16 protein-coding genes, 3 tRNA genes and 1 other annotated feature are annotated in these 15538 nt (G+C 39.0%); of the genes, 18 read left to right on the top strand and 1 reads right to left on the bottom strand.

Annotated features, from left to right (window positions below):
- Positions 1–16: 16 nt before the first annotated feature.
- The 4 genes from EC328_RS05100 to EC328_RS05115 all read left to right on the top strand — a co-directional run bounded on the left by EC328_RS05100 (position 17) and on the right by EC328_RS05115 (position 1479).
- A tRNA-Gly gene (locus EC328_RS05100) sits at positions 17–91 on the top strand.
- Between the two features lie 43 nt (positions 92–134).
- Positions 135–208 (top strand) — tRNA-Gly (locus tag EC328_RS05105).
- 9 nt (positions 209–217) lie between these two features.
- Positions 218–294, top strand: a tRNA-Arg gene (locus tag EC328_RS05110).
- Between the two features lie 267 nt (positions 295–561).
- Complete coding sequence (locus tag EC328_RS05115) at positions 562–1479, top strand: ketopantoate reductase family protein (protein WP_128425788.1); 918 nt, start codon at positions 562–564, stop codon at positions 1477–1479.
- On the opposite strand, the gene EC328_RS05120 is transcribed toward EC328_RS05115, so the two are convergent.
- A complete protein-coding gene (locus tag EC328_RS05120) occupies positions 1476–2681 on the bottom strand; it encodes a Na+/H+ antiporter NhaC family protein (RefSeq protein WP_240671532.1) in 1206 nt (401 codons plus the stop codon). The two genes, EC328_RS05115 and EC328_RS05120, sit on opposite strands and share 4 nt — an antisense overlap.
- Before the next feature lie 232 nt (positions 2682–2913).
- Between EC328_RS05120 and EC328_RS05125 the strand changes: the two genes are divergently transcribed.
- The 14 genes from EC328_RS05125 (at position 2914) to secD (ending at position 15528) form a co-directional block, all read left to right on the top strand.
- On the top strand, positions 2914–3438 hold the full coding sequence (locus EC328_RS05125; protein WP_128425790.1) for an O-acetyl-ADP-ribose deacetylase: 525 nt from the start codon (positions 2914–2916) through the stop codon (positions 3436–3438).
- Between the two features lie 104 nt (positions 3439–3542).
- Positions 3543–4187, top strand: coding sequence for a zinc dependent phospholipase C family protein (locus EC328_RS05130; RefSeq protein ID WP_164906037.1), 645 nt, complete (start codon positions 3543–3545; stop codon positions 4185–4187).
- Positions 4188–4238: 51 nt separating this feature from the next.
- Positions 4239–4480, top strand: a binding site (T-box leader).
- A 44-nt stretch (positions 4481–4524) separates the two neighbouring features.
- Positions 4525–5511: an aspartate--ammonia ligase gene (asnA, locus tag EC328_RS05135; protein WP_128426998.1), complete on the top strand. Its 987-nt coding sequence runs from the start codon at positions 4525–4527 to the stop codon at positions 5509–5511.
- Between the two features lie 150 nt (positions 5512–5661).
- On the top strand, positions 5662–6396 hold the full coding sequence (locus tag EC328_RS05140) for a hypothetical protein (RefSeq protein ID WP_128425792.1): 735 nt from the start codon (positions 5662–5664) through the stop codon (positions 6394–6396).
- A gap of 127 nt (positions 6397–6523) precedes the next feature.
- A complete protein-coding gene (ruvC, locus tag EC328_RS05145; RefSeq protein ID WP_128425793.1) occupies positions 6524–7018 on the top strand; it encodes a crossover junction endodeoxyribonuclease RuvC in 495 nt (164 codons plus the stop codon).
- A gap of 19 nt (positions 7019–7037) precedes the next feature.
- Complete coding sequence (gene ruvA, locus EC328_RS05150) at positions 7038–7625, top strand: Holliday junction branch migration protein RuvA (protein WP_128425794.1); 588 nt, start codon at positions 7038–7040, stop codon at positions 7623–7625.
- Between the two features lie 12 nt (positions 7626–7637).
- Positions 7638–8657: a Holliday junction branch migration DNA helicase RuvB gene (gene ruvB, locus EC328_RS05155; protein WP_128425795.1), complete on the top strand. Its 1020-nt coding sequence runs from the start codon at positions 7638–7640 to the stop codon at positions 8655–8657.
- A gap of 17 nt (positions 8658–8674) precedes the next feature.
- Complete coding sequence (locus EC328_RS05160) at positions 8675–10036, top strand: SpoIID/LytB domain-containing protein (RefSeq protein ID WP_128425796.1); 1362 nt, start codon at positions 8675–8677, stop codon at positions 10034–10036.
- A 10-nt stretch (positions 10037–10046) separates the two neighbouring features.
- Positions 10047–11072 carry a tRNA preQ1(34) S-adenosylmethionine ribosyltransferase-isomerase QueA gene (queA, locus tag EC328_RS05165; protein WP_128425797.1) on the top strand — a complete coding sequence of 342 codons (1026 nt, stop codon included), beginning with the start codon at positions 10047–10049 and terminating at the stop codon, positions 11070–11072.
- Positions 11073–11084: 12 nt separating this feature from the next.
- The gene (gene tgt, locus EC328_RS05170) at positions 11085–12212 is read left to right on the top strand and encodes a tRNA guanosine(34) transglycosylase Tgt (protein WP_128425798.1); all 1128 of its coding nucleotides are present in this window, start codon (positions 11085–11087) and stop codon (positions 12210–12212) included.
- A 51-nt stretch (positions 12213–12263) separates the two neighbouring features.
- Positions 12264–12572 carry a preprotein translocase subunit YajC gene (gene yajC / locus EC328_RS05175; protein ID WP_128425799.1) on the top strand — a complete coding sequence of 103 codons (309 nt, stop codon included), beginning with the start codon at positions 12264–12266 and terminating at the stop codon, positions 12570–12572.
- Positions 12573–12695: 123 nt separating this feature from the next.
- Complete coding sequence (gene scfA, locus EC328_RS05180) at positions 12696–12836, top strand: six-cysteine ranthipeptide SCIFF (RefSeq protein WP_128425800.1); 141 nt, start codon at positions 12696–12698, stop codon at positions 12834–12836.
- Between the two features lie 63 nt (positions 12837–12899).
- Positions 12900–14261, top strand: coding sequence for a thioether cross-link-forming SCIFF peptide maturase (scfB, locus tag EC328_RS05185; protein ID WP_128425801.1), 1362 nt, complete (start codon positions 12900–12902; stop codon positions 14259–14261).
- A gap of 1 nt (position 14262) precedes the next feature.
- The gene (gene secD / locus EC328_RS05190; protein WP_128425802.1) at positions 14263–15528 is read left to right on the top strand and encodes a protein translocase subunit SecD; all 1266 of its coding nucleotides are present in this window, start codon (positions 14263–14265) and stop codon (positions 15526–15528) included.
- The last annotated feature ends 10 nt before the right edge of the window (positions 15529–15538 follow it).

The raw sequence follows: 15538 nt of genomic DNA on the forward strand, positions 1-15538 counted from the left end.
TAAACTTAATAAATATGCGGGAGTGGCTCAGTGGTAGAGCATCGCCTTGCCAAGGCGAGGGTCGCGAGTTCGAATCTCGTCTTCCGCTCCAAATGAACTTGAATGAAGAAAGATGTTTCTTCATTTTTTTAAATGCGGGTGTAGCTCAGTGGTAGAGCCCCAGCCTTCCAAGCTGGTTGCGAGGGTTCGATTCCCTTCACCCGCTCCAATATGCTATGTACCCATAGCTCAGCTGGATAGAGTAACTGGCTACGAACCAGTAGGCCGGGGGTTCGAATCCCTCTGGGTACACCAAGATAAAAAACCTTGATTTTTCAAGGCTTTTTTCATGTTCGGATTTTCCTAACTATATTTATTTTTTGATGTCTAAATGAATCGGTTTGCATTTTTAAGATTCAAGTTGTTCGGATCTTAGGAATTACATAATCTATAATTCTGAGCTACTGGTCTGGAGAGTTATTGAGAATATTTTCAGCATTTTATAGTTTAATAGATTCACAAATTGATGGTAAATGATATAAACATACTTAATATGATTTTGGTTAGAAGGAGTGATTATGAATGGAAATAACAAGGGTTTCAATAGTTGGGATGGGTTCACTTGGCCTCATCTTCGGTAGCTTTCTTTATGATAAGCTAGGCAGTGACTATGTTGAATTTATTATTGATAAAGAAAGAGCCCAAATTACAGATTATGGGCACAGAATCATAAATGGCAAGAGTTACGACTTCAAAGTGGTTTCTGGAGAAGGTGTTAGCAAGTCTCAATTGATCATATTTGCAGTAAAGTCAACTAGCCTGGAAAGTGCCATTGAAACAGTTAGAAAAAGTGTTGATGAATCTACAACTATAATTTCTCTTATGAATGGAATATCAAGTGAGAAGATTTTAGGTGAGGCTTTTGGTATGGATAAAATCTTATTTGCGACTGCTGAAGGGATGGATCCCATTAGAACTGAAAGATCTCTAAATTACATCAATATGGGTTATGTATTCATAGGAACCGATAAAGAGGATGAAAATAAGAGGAATAGATTGAATGACCTCATAAGACTTTTCGAAAGAACAGAATTCCCGTATAAAGTCGAAAAGGATGTGATGCACAGACTATGGAGTAAATTTATGCTGAATGTAGGTGTTAATCAAGTAATCATGATGCATGAAGGAACCTTTGAGACAATACAAAAAGAAGGACCGGAAAGAGATATGATGATCAAAGCTATGAGAGAAGTAATAGCTCTTGCCGAGAAGGAAGGCATTAGGGTCAGTGAAAAGGATCTCGAGTTCTATGTTGGTCTTGTTGACTCTCTAAACCCCAGGGGGATGCCCTCCATGAGATATGATGGCCTTCACAGGATAAAATCTGAAGTGGAAATGTTTGCCGGAACTGTTATCGAATATGGAAGAAAGCATAATGTTCCCACTCCCATAAATCAAAAAATCTATGATACCATAAAATTAATAGAATCAAAATACTAAGAATTAGGTTTGTCTCTTTCAGTCAACAATCCGTATAAAGGCAATATATAGAGATATACCGCATAAAGAATACTCGAAGCAGGAGCTCCAACCGTTGTTAGAGGGAAGGCACCAGCAATACTCCAGGGAATAAGCGGGGCAATAACAATGACTGTATTCTCAAGGTAGATGGCTAACTTGTATCTGTCTGGTACAAGGTCATCATTCAGTTCGAAAGTCAGCATTGTAGCAAGGGTTTGATTACAGCTAACAGCACTCATTAAAATTGATGAAAGAAAGATGGCAAAGAAACTTGTGGTGCGAAGTGACAGGTTCCTGATCCATCTTTTTATTTCCAAAAGAATTTCCGTGTTTCTGAATATACCAAAGTATGAAGAGGAAATGCCAACAATGGAAGCTGATCTCACCATGGAAACTAATCCACCTCCATTTATTATAGGACCAAGTGTTGGATTCTCAGCCTCATATCCCATTATTGCTATGGATATTATTTCTGGTACGGAGATTTTTTGGGCATAAATACAAACAAAAACACTAGCGATAATGCTTATGATCAAAGTTCGCTTAACCTTGAACTTAAATAGAGATAATAGTATTACGAGAGCTGCAGGTATGGAGACCCACCAATATAGGTTAAAGCTGTCGCTATATATGAAGACTGATTCTGACGAAACGACCGTGGTTGAGTTTATGTGACCTGTGACAGCATAGACTATCATTGTAATAAGTAATGGAACCATAGTTGTTTTCAGCATATTCTTTATGTTGATGAAAAGGTTCGTTTGCGTAAGCTCGCTAACCAGTAGTGCACTTGAGGAAATAGCAGAACATCTGTCACCGAAAAATACTCCTGAGAGTATGGCGCCACCAGTTAAGAATGGATCTATTCCAAGTGCAAGCCCTATAGACATACACACAACTCCCATTGTGCTGGCTGTACCGAAGGATGTACCTGTTAGAATAGAAACCATTGAACATAAAATAAAGGCATACAAAACAAAAAAATCCGGCCGTATGAATCTTATAGAATGGTAGATTAGAAAGGGAATAGTACCTCCTGCTCTCCAAAGCGCCGTCAAGATACCTATCAAACCAAAGACAATGAGTATTGTCTTGGCGCTCTTTACTCCATTAAGAATCATTGAGCCGATCCTTTTAGGGTTGTTTCCTTTAATAAATGCGTATATTACAAAAATAAGCAATCCCAGTGATAACGCAATTTATCACGCAATTATTAATGATTGACCTGTTGCAACAAAAACAGCTAATATTAAAATAAAAATAGATAATGTTAAAAGCTCATACACAGAAATTACCTCGCCCTGATGTTATAGAAATATTGTAACATAAAATCATTCTGGATGCGATTGACCGAGGCAATTTGAAATACGTAACATAGTGATGAAATTGGGATCATAAACGAGGAGGGGTATCATGGTGCTAAATAATGTACGTGTCAAAATCAAGCTTGGCGATATTACTGAGGAGAAAACCGATGCAATAGTTAATGCAGCTAACAACACACTTTTAGGAGGCGGAGGTGTAGATGGTGCTATCCATAGACGAGGTGGACCAACTATTCTCGAGCAATGCAAAAAGCATTCGGGTTGTCCTACAGGTGAAGCTCGCATTACCACTGCTGGAAATCTGCCCTGCAGATATGTCATACATACCGTAGGCCCAGTTTATGGCAACAATCCCTATTTAGATAAGAGGCTTCTATATAATGCTTATTTCAATTCATTAAAATTGGCTGATGAATACGGAATAAAAACAATTGCATTCCCATCAATTTCAACTGGGGCGTATGGATATCCAATTGATGAAGCTGTTGAGATTGCATTTGAAGCATTGATAGATTTTTCAAAGATTTCTTCTTCCATTGAGGAAGTAACATTTGTGCTGTTCAGCCATGAAAATTATGGCGTTTATGAGAAGTTCATCAGAAAAATACACTGAAAATCTTAAATATTATCAATATTACATTAATAATATATTTCAAAGGTTGACATGTGAAGCTTATTGTTATATTATCAAGAAAGTTGAAATATTCTTGCAAGGGAGTGTTTGAAATATTCGCTGATACTCATAGAATCATTGCCTCCCAGGTATATGAAGATATATATAAAATTTATGATTTCAAACTTAATAAGGATAAGCTTTTATGGGGCTCAGTAGCACCTGATATTGTCCCAAAATACAAGCTGATAAGGCATTATCAGGACGAAAGTCTCAACTATATAGCTTTAGAAATTATGAAGATAATTTTTATTAGCCGTTTTGTGGATCTAAGAAAGATAAAGGATCCAATTGCAGTAAATATCCTTAGTAAAAGCATTGGGATAATATCGCATTACTTATCCGATTATGTTTGCTTGCCACACGCAAGGAGATGGACTTTTGCGGACTCAATGATCAAACACGTGAGATATGAATCTAAGCTCAATGATTTTGCATCCAGTCATAGCTTTAAAAAGAATGTCATTACTGTAGATGACTTGAATTTTAGTGACGAGAGCCTTCTAAACATGAGAATAGCCATTAAAAATTATATTATGGATGTAGTCGACGAATATTCACTTAAGACTGGTATGAAGAACGATCTTGATTTTGCGGTTTCAATAAATCTTAAAATCACCTATTTCATTCTGGATGCGATACAAAACTATTCTGAGGACATTTATAGAGCTTTTGCTTTAGAGTTTTAAATTTTTTCTTGACAACTTTTGCTATACTTAATATAATTTGCATATATTTAATACAGTACAGTGAGGGGACGAGTACTTTAAGAACGTAGTCTAAGAGAGCTGGGAATGGTGGGATCCTGGTACGAAAGCTTGGAGGAAGAACAGCCCTGAGTATCTGACCGAACGTATTAACAAGTAGGCTCAGACGGTATAGCCCGTTATCAGCTATGACGTATCGATTAAAATCTGTACGGATAAGAGAGAGCTTAATGGCTAATTAAGGTGGTACCGCGAACTTACCCTTCGTCCTTTTATAGGATGAAGGGTTTTTTAATTTAAATAAGGAGTGATAATTGTGATGATGGTAAACGGTTTTACACCCAGGGAAGCACAAGTTGGCATCAAGCAGATCAAAGACTTTTTCGAGAGAAAACTGGCAGAGCAGTTAAATCTGACGAGGGTATCCGCCCCATTATTCGTAAGACCTGAGACAGGGTTAAATGACAATTTAAACGGTGTTGAGAAGGCGGTAGCCTTCAGGATAACAAAGCACGATCTCGATGTCGAAATAGTTCAGTCTCTTGCAAAGTGGAAAAGGATGGCACTTAAATGGTACGAATTTAAGCCTGGTGAAGGGCTTTATACAGATATGAATGCAATAAGGCCTGATGAATATGTTGATAGCTTGCATTCAATTTATGTCGACCAGTGGGATTGGGAAAGAATTATCCTCAAAGAGGACAGAACCTATGAAACATTGGTAGACACAGTTGAAAGGATTTATGAGGCTTTTAAAGCTACGGAGGACTTTATTAACGGGCTTTATCCATCCAGGCTATTTAAAAAGCTTCCGGGAAAAATTACCTTTATATCCAGTCAGGAGCTGGAGGATAGATATCCGGATGAGTCGCCGAAGAGAAGAGAACATCTGATAGCAAAGGAGTATGGGGCTGTTTTTCTAACACAAATTGGGGAAAAGCTAAAGTCTGGATTGCCACATGACAACAGGGCACCGGATTACGATGATTGGTCATTGAATGGCGACATCATTTTTTGGAACCCTGCATTGCAGGATTCCATTGAGCTTTCAAGCATGGGAATAAGAGTTGATGAAGAGGCTTTGGAAAAGCAACTCAGGATTTCAGGTACCGAGGATAGGAAAGCTCTGGAATATCATAATAAATTATTGGCTGGAGAGTTGCCTTACACGGTAGGAGGAGGTATAGGACAATCCAGGATTTGCATGTATTTCCTTCAAGCAAAGCATATAGGACAGGTTCAGGCCTCTATTTGGTCTGAAGAAGAGATAAAAAGATGTGAAGAGGAAGGGATATTCCTGCTATAGATACTCATGGGATCAGCCATTGTGCTGATCCTTCTATATGTTAAAATATTATAACAAAATGGTTACAAACTAATATACAAATGGTCAAAGTTTTATAGTATAATGATTATACACATCTTTTATTGGAACATCAAAGGGGGGATTTGCTGTATGGCTTTGACTAATGACACATTTTGCGACCTTTACGAGGGTTTGAAGCATAACTTTCTCTTTAAAAATGACTTAAACAGCATACATATCCTTTTGAATCTTTACGACATTGAAGACAATATCAGAAATATTTTCCCCAAATATGTTTCCATTAAATTCTTGAAGAACAGTATAACCAGAATACTGAAGGAAAGAAGAGGAAATCAGCTTATAGCCTTAAATCTTGGAGAGCTTCTCCATGAAGATATTAACAGGCTTGAGCTGCTTCTTTATCTTGAGGGGTATAAGGATGGTTTCATAAACATTAAAGAAGCTAATAAACTTGAAGATTTGACTGTAAAGACTTACCCTATCAATGAATTATATTATCAGAAATATTTGTTTCATTTCGAGAGTGGACCGGACAATGTGGAGGCCTTCAAGGAGGAGGTATTTTCTTCACTGGAACAACAGGAGGAGGAAAGTGGACATATAATAAATCTGATTGAGCAATACTGTGATAAGATAATTCGAGCGAAGGTTTACAGCCTTAATAAGTATCTCGACAAGCAGCTTACAATAAACTATAGCGATGAATATACTCATATTGCTGAGGATGATTCACTATTGACGCTGGATGAACTGTCAAATATCTACATGGAAGTAGTAAAAATTATAAATAGAAACGGCATGAGACTATATAAAGACGCATATTGGAATGGATTAAATGACCGAGTCTTAAAAAGATATAGGTAATTATTCATAGATTTTAATCGCAAAATGCCCTCTGGCTTCATCGTCAGAGGGTTTTAAAATGTATTTCTGATTCTATGCCTGTATATGTTACAATATAGAAGTCAAGGTATGTAAAAAGGAGAAGCTTATGATAATAATTGGTGTTGATCCCGGGATAGCCACTGTTGGATATGGTATTATTGAATGTATAGGTAATAGCTACAAAGCGGTAGAACATGGCACTATAGAAACCAGTGCAGATGTAATGTTTCCTTTAAGGCTCCAGGCTGTATATAAAGAGCTTTCGGAGATCATCAAATTTTTCAAACCGGAGGATATGGCAATTGAAGAGCTCTTCTTCAATAAAAATGTCAAGACAGCTATAAGGGTTGGACATGCAAGAGGAGTAGAAATACTGGCCGCTGTCGATCACAACATTGGCGTATACGAGTACACGCCACTTCAGATCAAACAGGCAGTCGTAGGGTATGGAAGGGCCGAAAAACATCAAGTCCAGGAAATGGTTAAGATACTTCTTAATCTGAAAGATATACCAAAGCCCGATGATGCTGCAGATGCCTTGGCAGTAGCCATATGTCATGGAAGCTCTCTTAAGTTCAAGGATTCGTTTATAATGAAATAATTGGGACAGGTGATTTATAATGATCGACTACATAATTGGGAAAGTAGAGCACATTGGAGAAGATTACTTAATAGTTGAGAACAATGGTATTGGCTACAAAATAAATACATCAACCAACTCAATACTTGATTCCTCAAGAACCACTGAAGCTCAAAAGCTGCACACTAACCTGATAGTTAGAGAGGATGGAATGTTTCTCTTCGGATTTACTACCTCCGAAGAAATGGATGCCTTCAAGCTGCTGCTAACAGTTTCGAAGGTTGGCCCAAAGGTAGCATGCGGTATACTGTCTGCTCTTAATCCGGGCCAGCTTCAAAGAGCTATACTAACTAAGGATTTAAACGCTTTGTGCAAGGGTCAGGGTGTGGGAAGAAAGACTGCCGAGAGAATAGTGCTTGAGCTGAAGGATAAGATCGCATATAAGGCTTATGATGATTTGGATATTGTCGAAGCTGCCTTTAACAGCGAATACGAAGAGGCTGTAGAAGCTCTTACGTCTCTGGGATATTCCAGATATGAGGTTGAGAAGGTTCTTAGGACTATAGAAACTGATGATATGATCGTTGAGGATATTATCAAAGCTGGCTTGAGAAAACTTTCATTTTAAGGAGAATGTAAGATGGATGATGTGAGAGATAGGATAGTAGCAAGACATATGAATATGGATGATATAGAAAATGAGGCTACATTGAGACCGAAGTGGTTAAATGAATATATAGGCCAGGAAAAGGCTAAGGAGAAACTGGGCATTTTTATCCAAGCAGCAAAAGGGAGAAGTGAATCTTTAGACCACGTACTGCTTTATGGGCCCCCGGGATTAGGTAAAACGACTCTTGCCAATATAATCGCCAACGAAATGGGTGTAAATATAAGGGTTACTTCAGGACCAGCTATTGAAAGACCTGGTGACCTTGCTAGTATACTTACGAACCTATCGGATGATGATGTATTATTTATTGATGAGATACATAGGATAAACAGGACGGTAGAGGAGGTCCTTTATCCTGCTATGGAGGATTTTGCGCTCGATATAATAATTGGTAAGGGACCATCAGCAAGATCAGTAAGGCTGGATCTTTCTAAATTCACTCTAATTGGCGCCACAACAAGAGCGGGCCTATTGACTTCTCCCTTGAGGGACAGATTTGGTGTAATGTTGAATCTTGACCTGTATGATATTGAAAGCTTGACAGAGATAGTAACAAGATCCTCCCGAATCCTGGGTATTGAAATTGATCCAATGGGAGCGTATGAAATTGCCAAAAGATCAAGAGGAACACCTCGGATAGCTAATAGATTATTGAAGCGAGTCAGGGATTATGCCCAGGTCGTTGAGGACGGGATAATCACTGAGGAGATTGCAAAGCGTGGACTTGAAGTCTTAGAGGTGGACAGATTGGGGCTGGACGCAGTCGATAGAAAGTTGATTCTTTCTATGATAGACAATTTCAGGGGAGGGCCTGTTGGCATCGATACCATAGCAGCCTCGACCGGAGAGGAACGCGGTACCATTGAAGATGTATATGAACCTTATCTTTTACAAATTGGATTTTTGATAAGGACCCCAAGAGGAAGGGTTGCAACTGAGAAGGCATATAATCATTTCAACAGACCTTATACCAGAGACTTGGAAGGTTGATCCGGGAGGAAAATATCATGAGAAGATTTATTTCTGCAGTATTATTGGTCATTGGGTTATTATTCGCAATGCCTGATTCATATGCTTTAGCAAAAGATGCAGATTTTATAGATGTTAGAGTCGGCAAAACCTATGCTATCCTCGACCGGGTCTTACTTAGCTCAAGAGGCGGGTTTAGTCTGGTAAATAAAGGGGATAAGGAATCCAAACTGATGAATATTGATTCAAATCGGATATATGTCAGCATTAGCTTTACTGATTCAAGGAGTCTTGATATTTTTGATGCTTCCAACAACTATATTACTACTATCCCTGCTGATGGCTCTCTTGTTCTTGGCCCAGAGGAGGGTTCAATTTCGACTGCTGGGATTTCGTACAGAGGTTATATAGGTTTTATATCCGGTACATCAGGACTGATCCTGATTAATCATGTGGACGTGGAAAGCTACTTATATGGCGTGGTACCCAAAGAGATTCCGCCTTTAAGCTCTGAGGAGGCATTAAAAGCCCAGGCTGTTGCTGCAAGAAGCTTTGTATACAATAGTCTGAAAAAGCATGCTGCTGAAGGCTATAACTTGTGTGATACTACCCATTGCCAAGCATATGGAGGCTTGGATGGTGAACATCCAAATACCAATATGGCAGTAGACGATACGTTTGGCCTTGTAGCAACCTACAATGGACTACCGGCAAATACCGTATACCATTCCTCCTCAGGAGGCCATACCGAAAACAGTGAGAAGGTTTGGGCAACTGCTATACCATACTTAAGAGCTGTGAATGATCCTTTTTCTACAAACGGACCCAACTCATCGTGGTCAGTAGTATTGGCTGCACATGAGATAGAGGATAAATTGAAAGCTGAAGGATATGACATAGGAAGAGTAGAAGGAATTTCGATTAAGGAAAGATCTGAGTCAGGTAGAGTTACATTAATGGAGATCATCGGATCACGGGATTCCGTTGAATTAACTGGGGCTCAATTTAGGACTTTAATGGGAGCGATAACTTTCAAGAGCACTCTATTTTACATCGGAGATGAAGCAGTTTATAACTCGGGTGTATTATATGCTACTGATTCCAGAAGGAAATCTGAGCTTGAAGTAACCAAAAGGGGTTTTTCAGTTATTGGCAAAAATGGCGAAACCACAAATATTTCCGCCATAACTGCTATGGGGGTTTCAGGCATAAAAACATTTGGCATTAAGAATGTCGAAACTGTAATGGATGATGAATACCTGATAACTGGCAAAGGATTTGGCCACGGGGTGGGAATGAGTCAATACGGTGCCATCGAAATGGCAAAACAAGGATATACATTTGAAGAAATATTGAAGCACTATTACAGGAACATTGAATTAACTATATTTTATAGATAGGAAGTAGAGAATGAAAACTAGCGATTTTTATTATGATCTACCGAAGGAGCTGATTGCTCAGCATCCATTGGAAAACAGGACATCCTCAAGGTTATTGATTTTGGACAGAAAAACCGGTGAAATGAATCATAAAATATTTTCTGAGTTATTGGATGAGCTAAATTCAGGTGATGTTCTGGTTATGAATGACTCCAGGGTTATACCTGCAAGATTATTTGGGAACAGACCTGGGAAGGAAGAAAAAATAGAGACACTTTTGCTTAAGAGAGTATCCGGAAGAATATGGGAGTGCCTTGTTAGACCTGGAAAAAAAATGAAACCTGGTGGGAGAATAGAATATGGGGATGGACTTCTTACAGGCATTGTGAAAGGTATTGGGGAGGATGGAACGAGATTCATAGAATTCAAATTTGAGGGGATATTCGAAGAGGTGCTTGATAAACTGGGCGAGATGCCGCTCCCGCCATACATCACTGAAAGACTGGAGAACTCTGAAAGATATCAGACGGTTTATTCAAAAAATAATGGGTCGGCAGCTGCCCCTACCGCAGGATTGCATTTTGATAAAATACTTCTCGACAAAATTCGGGATAAGGGTGTGCATACTCTGTATCTGACCTTGCATGTTGGGTTAGGTACCTTCAGACCAGTCAAGGTAGAGGATATTAATGAGCATATTATGCACTCAGAGTATTACGACATCAGTCACGAAACAGCAGAGGAAATAAATAGAGCCAAGCTTAGGGGTTCAAAGATAATTGCTGTAGGTACTACAAGTACCAGGACACTGGAGACTGCTGCGGATGAGAATGGAATGATAAAACCCTCAAGTGGATGGACTGATATATTTATATATCCAGGCTATAAGTTTAAGGCTGTGGACGTTATGCTAACTAATTTCCACCTTCCAGAATCAACCTTGCTCATGCTGGTAAGTGCATTCAGTTCAAAAGAATTGATGTTGACTGCATATAACGAAGCAATCAAAGAAAGATATAGATTTTTCAGCTTTGGCGATGCCATGTTGATAAAGTGATGGAGGAATCTGATGGCAATTAAATATGAATTGATAAAGGAATCAAAGGAAACCAAAGCAAGGCTCGGAAGAATCGTTACTCCTCATGGAGAAATCGAAACGCCTGTTTTTATGCCTGTAGGAACAAGAGCTACAGTTAAGACAATGACGCCAGAGGAAGTAAAGGATCTGGGAGCTAAAATAATATTGTCCAACACATATCATTTATATCTCAAACCAGGGCATGACCTGGTTAAAGAGGCTGGAGGGCTCCACAGGTTCATGAACTGGAATGGACCGATACTCACGGATAGTGGTGGTTTTCAGGTATTTAGCCTTGGAGAGCTTCGTAAGATCAAAGAAGAGGGCGTCGAGTTTAGATCTCATATAGACGGTTCAAAACACTTTATTAGTCCTGAGACATCCATAGATATTCAAAATGCATTAGGATCAGACATTATGATGTGCTTCGATGAATGTGTTCCCTACCCTGCTGATTATGAGTATGCTAAGCAATCAATGGAGAGGACTACAAGATGGGCGAAGAGATGCAAGGAACACCATAAGGATTGGAACACTCAGGCCCTTTTTGGCATAGTTCAAGTGGGCATGTTTAGAGATCTGCGGGAGCAAAGTGCTAAAGACTTGGTTGAAATGGATTTTTGCGGCTATGCAGTGGGTGGACTAAGTGTTGGCGAGCCTATGGATGTGATGTGTGAGGTATTGGATTACACTACGCCCTTGTTGCCCAGGGACAAACCTAGATACCTTATGGGTGTTGGGAGTCCTGATTATCTCTTTGAAGCAGTAATTAGGGGAATTGACATGGCAGATTGTGTATTGCCCACTAGGATTGCCAGAAATGGAACTGCAATGACAAGCCATGGTAAGGTTGTAATTAGGAATGGGAAATATTCTCGTGATTTTACTCCTCTTGATCCGGAGTGTGACTGCTATACATGCAGAAATTATACTAGAGCTTATATAAGGCATTTATTTAACGTGGATGAAATACTTGCATTGAGGCTAACAACGATCCACAATCTATATTTTTTAATAAAGCTTATGGAGAGGATTCGAGAGGCTATCAAGGAAGACAGATTGCTTGAATTAAAAGATGAGTTCTATAAAAAATACGGTTATACACAATTATTGGAGTGATTTTTAACGATTTTCATGTATAATAGATTATAGAAAAGGAGTGATTGATTAATGGAGCAATTACAAGCATTTATTCTCCCAATAGGCTTGCTGGTGATTTTCTACTTTTTCGCTATTAGACCTCAGAAAAAGAAGGAAAAAGAGATCAAAGAAATGAGAAGCAGCCTTCGTGTTGGAGACGAAGTAATCACAATAGGTGGCATCATGGGCAAAATTATCAAGTTAAAGGATGATTATGTCACTCTTGAAATCGGATCTGCCAAAACGAAGCTGGATATAACAAGATGGGCAGTTGGTTCTGTTGTAAAAGCAAATGGTTCAAAAAGCAATAAACAGGAAGAAGAGACCACAGAAGAATAATGAGAATGACTTCCAGAGATGGAAGTTCTTTCTTTTTTATGTACTAAAAATTCCTTTATTATGCATCTTGTATGTGGTATAATTGCTACATTAAAGTATATTCTTTCAAACAGGAGGAAACATATGAAGCATATCAAGACACTAACTAAAATCAGACTTAAGGATAGTCTTATTTATGGCGGATGCGGAGAGTGCCAGACATCATGCCAATCTGCATGTAAAACGTCATGTACAGTTGGAAACCAGAAGTGCGAAAACAAGTAGTGAAATAAGGGGTAGTGGATTATCCACTGCTTTTTATTTGAGAAAAATTAAGGGGGTTTACAGTTGTCACAGCTTATACATAAGTTTTTTCTAAATGATAATTACATGGTCCTTGACGTTAACAGCGGTGCTGTGCATATAATTGACGAACTGGTTTACAATATTCTTGATGAAAATGGCCTTCAAAATATCGAAGAAGTCATTGAAAATCTGTCTGATCGGTTTGTTACTGAAAGAATAATCGAGGCGTATGATGAAATCCAGTATTTGGTCGATAGTGATATACTATATTCAAAGGAATCTGATCCAGACATACTGGATTATAACAAGGAAAACATTATTAAAGCAATGTGCTTGCACGTCGCTCATGATTGTAATTTAAAATGCAAGTATTGCTTCGCTTCCCAGGGTAATTTTAAAGGTGAGAGATCAATTATGAGCTTCGAGACGGGGAAAAAAGCTCTTGAGTTCCTGGCAAAGAACTCAGGAAAGAGGAGAAACCTGGAGGTTGATTTCTTTGGCGGGGAACCACTAATGAATTTTCAGGTTGTTAAAGATCTGGTCGCTTATGGCAGAGAGCTTGAAGGTATCTATCACAAAAACTTCAGATTTACGATAACCACTAACGGAGTTCTCCTTGATGAAGACAAGATGGATTTTATAAATAATAATATGGAAAATGTTGTTCTGAGTCTTGATGGCAGAAAGCAAGTAAATGATAATATGAGGCTTACTATTTCAGGTGAAGGAAGCTATGACGTTATCTTTCCTCGAATCAAGCGAATGGTTGAATTGAGAGGAGATAAGGATTACTATGTCAGAGGTACATTTACCAGCAATAACACCGATTTTGGTAAGGATGCTCTTGAATTCTACAAAAATGGTTTTAAGAAGATATCTATTGAACCGGTCGTAGCACCAGATGAGATGGACTATGCTCTAAGAACTGAACATTTGAATGAAGTGCTTAAGGAATATGAGGATTTTTCCAAGCAGTATATAGAACTCAAGAGAAACGATCCCGACTTTATGTTTTTTCATTTTATGATCGATCTGGACCAAGGCCCATGCATAATTAAAAGAGCAGTAGGGTGCGGTGCAGGAAGTGAGTATATTGCAGTGACACCCGAAGGAGAGATTTACCCTTGCCACCAATTCGTCGGTGAGAAGGAGTTTTTACTTGGAAATCTTGATTCAGGCATATCCAATACCGGTCTTAGAGAACGCTTCAAAAGCGCTAATGTATACACAAAAAAAGAATGCAGAGAGTGTTGGGCCAGGTTCTACTGCAGCGGTGGATGCCATGCAAATGCCCACTATGCGAATGGCGATATTTTAAAACCATACGAGATTGGCTGTGAGATGGAAAAGAAAAGGATTGAATGTGCATTGTCGGTTATGGCAAGCCTCAGCGAGGAGGAATAGGATGAGGACGAGGAGTATTTCAATCGTTGCTGCTATAATTATCATTGTAATATTTGCAAGCTATATTGGGATGAATGGTTTAGTGCTTGGTGACAAGACCATACGAAGTGCAAAGGATTCAATTGAGTTGGGACTTGATTTGGCCGGAGGTGTATATGTGGTCCTCGAAGCCAATACCGAAGCGACCGGTGATGAACTAGCGCAAATGATGGAAGAAACTAAAGCGATAATTGGGAAGCGTGTAGATGGCTTGGGAGTTTCTGAGCCAAATATAGCGATTGAGGGTGAAAATAGAATAAGGGTTGAACTTGCCGGGGTTCAGGCTCCCGATGAGGCAATTGATCTTATAGGAAAAACTGCATTGCTTGAATTCAAAACTCCGGCTGGCGATACTGTTATCACTGGAAAAAATGTAATCAACTCACAAGTTCTGTTTCAACCAAATGAATATGGCGTAAACGAACCTGTTGTATCCCTTGAGCTAAATGAGGAAGGTAGACAGTCGTTCTTTGAAGCCACTTCGGTGCTTGCTGCAAAAACAGAGACATTGGACAAAATTATTTATATTGTACTAGATGGTGAAATTATATCAAATCCTATGGTTCTGGAGCCTATTATAGATGGAAAACCTGTAATAACAGGTATGTATACACTGGATGAAGCCAATGATCTTTCCAACCTAATAAGGGCTGGTGCCCTTCCAGTTGAGATGGTAGAGCTTCAAACCTCAGTAATTGGTCCTACGCTTGGATTAGAGGCGTTTGAAAAGAGTATACTCGCAGGCGGGATTGTAATTGCAGTTATTTTTGCCTTTATGTTGCTGGTATATCGTGTTCCGGGCTTTGTTGCATCACTAGCACTGACTATTTACGTGCTTTTAGTGGTAGGGGCTATGATATTGATTGGAGCAAAGCTAACTCTTCCTGGAATAGCAGGTCTGGTTTTATCGATAGGTATGGCTGTAGACGCTAATATACTGATATTTGAGAGGATCAGAGAAGAGATACTTGTGGGGAAAACTGTAAGAGTATCAATTGATGCCGGGTTTAAAAGAGCTCTACGATCGATCCTTGATTCAAATATAACAACATTGATAGCAGGGGCTGTTTTATATTTTTATGGAACAGGTCCAATCAAAGGCTTTGGGGTAACTTTAACCATTGGAATAGTTGCATCTATGATAACAGCAGTGTTCTTCACTAAATATGTTCTTAGACTAATGGCAGTGATCACTGGCGGCAAGAATTTAAAACTTTACGGTGTATAGGGGGTTGCTA

Source organism: Gudongella oleilytica (assembly GCF_004101785.1).
Taxonomy (GTDB): Bacteria; Bacillota; Clostridia; order Tissierellales; family Tissierellaceae; genus Gudongella; species Gudongella oleilytica.

Bases quoted from the DNA above. Each gene is read 5' to 3' on its own strand.
- EC328_RS05115 (WP_128425788.1), top strand. From the start codon at position 562: ATGGAAATAACAAGGGTTTCAATAGTTGGGATGGGTTCACTTGGCCTC.
- EC328_RS05125 (WP_128425790.1), top strand. From the start codon at position 2,914: ATGGTGCTAAATAATGTACGTGTCAAAATCAAGCTTGGCGATATTACT.
- asnA (WP_128426998.1), top strand. From the start codon at position 4,525: ATGATGGTAAACGGTTTTACACCCAGGGAAGCACAAGTTGGCATCAAG.
- EC328_RS05140 (WP_128425792.1), top strand. From the start codon at position 5,662: ATGGCTTTGACTAATGACACATTTTGCGACCTTTACGAGGGTTTGAAG.
- ruvC (WP_128425793.1), top strand. From the start codon at position 6,524: ATGATAATAATTGGTGTTGATCCCGGGATAGCCACTGTTGGATATGGT.
- ruvA (WP_128425794.1), top strand. From the start codon at position 7,038: ATGATCGACTACATAATTGGGAAAGTAGAGCACATTGGAGAAGATTAC.
- ruvB (WP_128425795.1), top strand. From the start codon at position 7,638: ATGGATGATGTGAGAGATAGGATAGTAGCAAGACATATGAATATGGAT.
- EC328_RS05160 (WP_128425796.1), top strand. From the start codon at position 8,675: ATGAGAAGATTTATTTCTGCAGTATTATTGGTCATTGGGTTATTATTC.
- queA (WP_128425797.1), top strand. From the start codon at position 10,047: ATGAAAACTAGCGATTTTTATTATGATCTACCGAAGGAGCTGATTGCT.
- tgt (WP_128425798.1), top strand. From the start codon at position 11,085: ATGGCAATTAAATATGAATTGATAAAGGAATCAAAGGAAACCAAAGCA.
- yajC (WP_128425799.1), top strand. From the start codon at position 12,264: ATGGAGCAATTACAAGCATTTATTCTCCCAATAGGCTTGCTGGTGATT.
- scfA (WP_128425800.1), top strand. From the start codon at position 12,696: ATGAAGCATATCAAGACACTAACTAAAATCAGACTTAAGGATAGTCTT.
- secD (WP_128425802.1), top strand. From the start codon at position 14,263: ATGAGGACGAGGAGTATTTCAATCGTTGCTGCTATAATTATCATTGTA.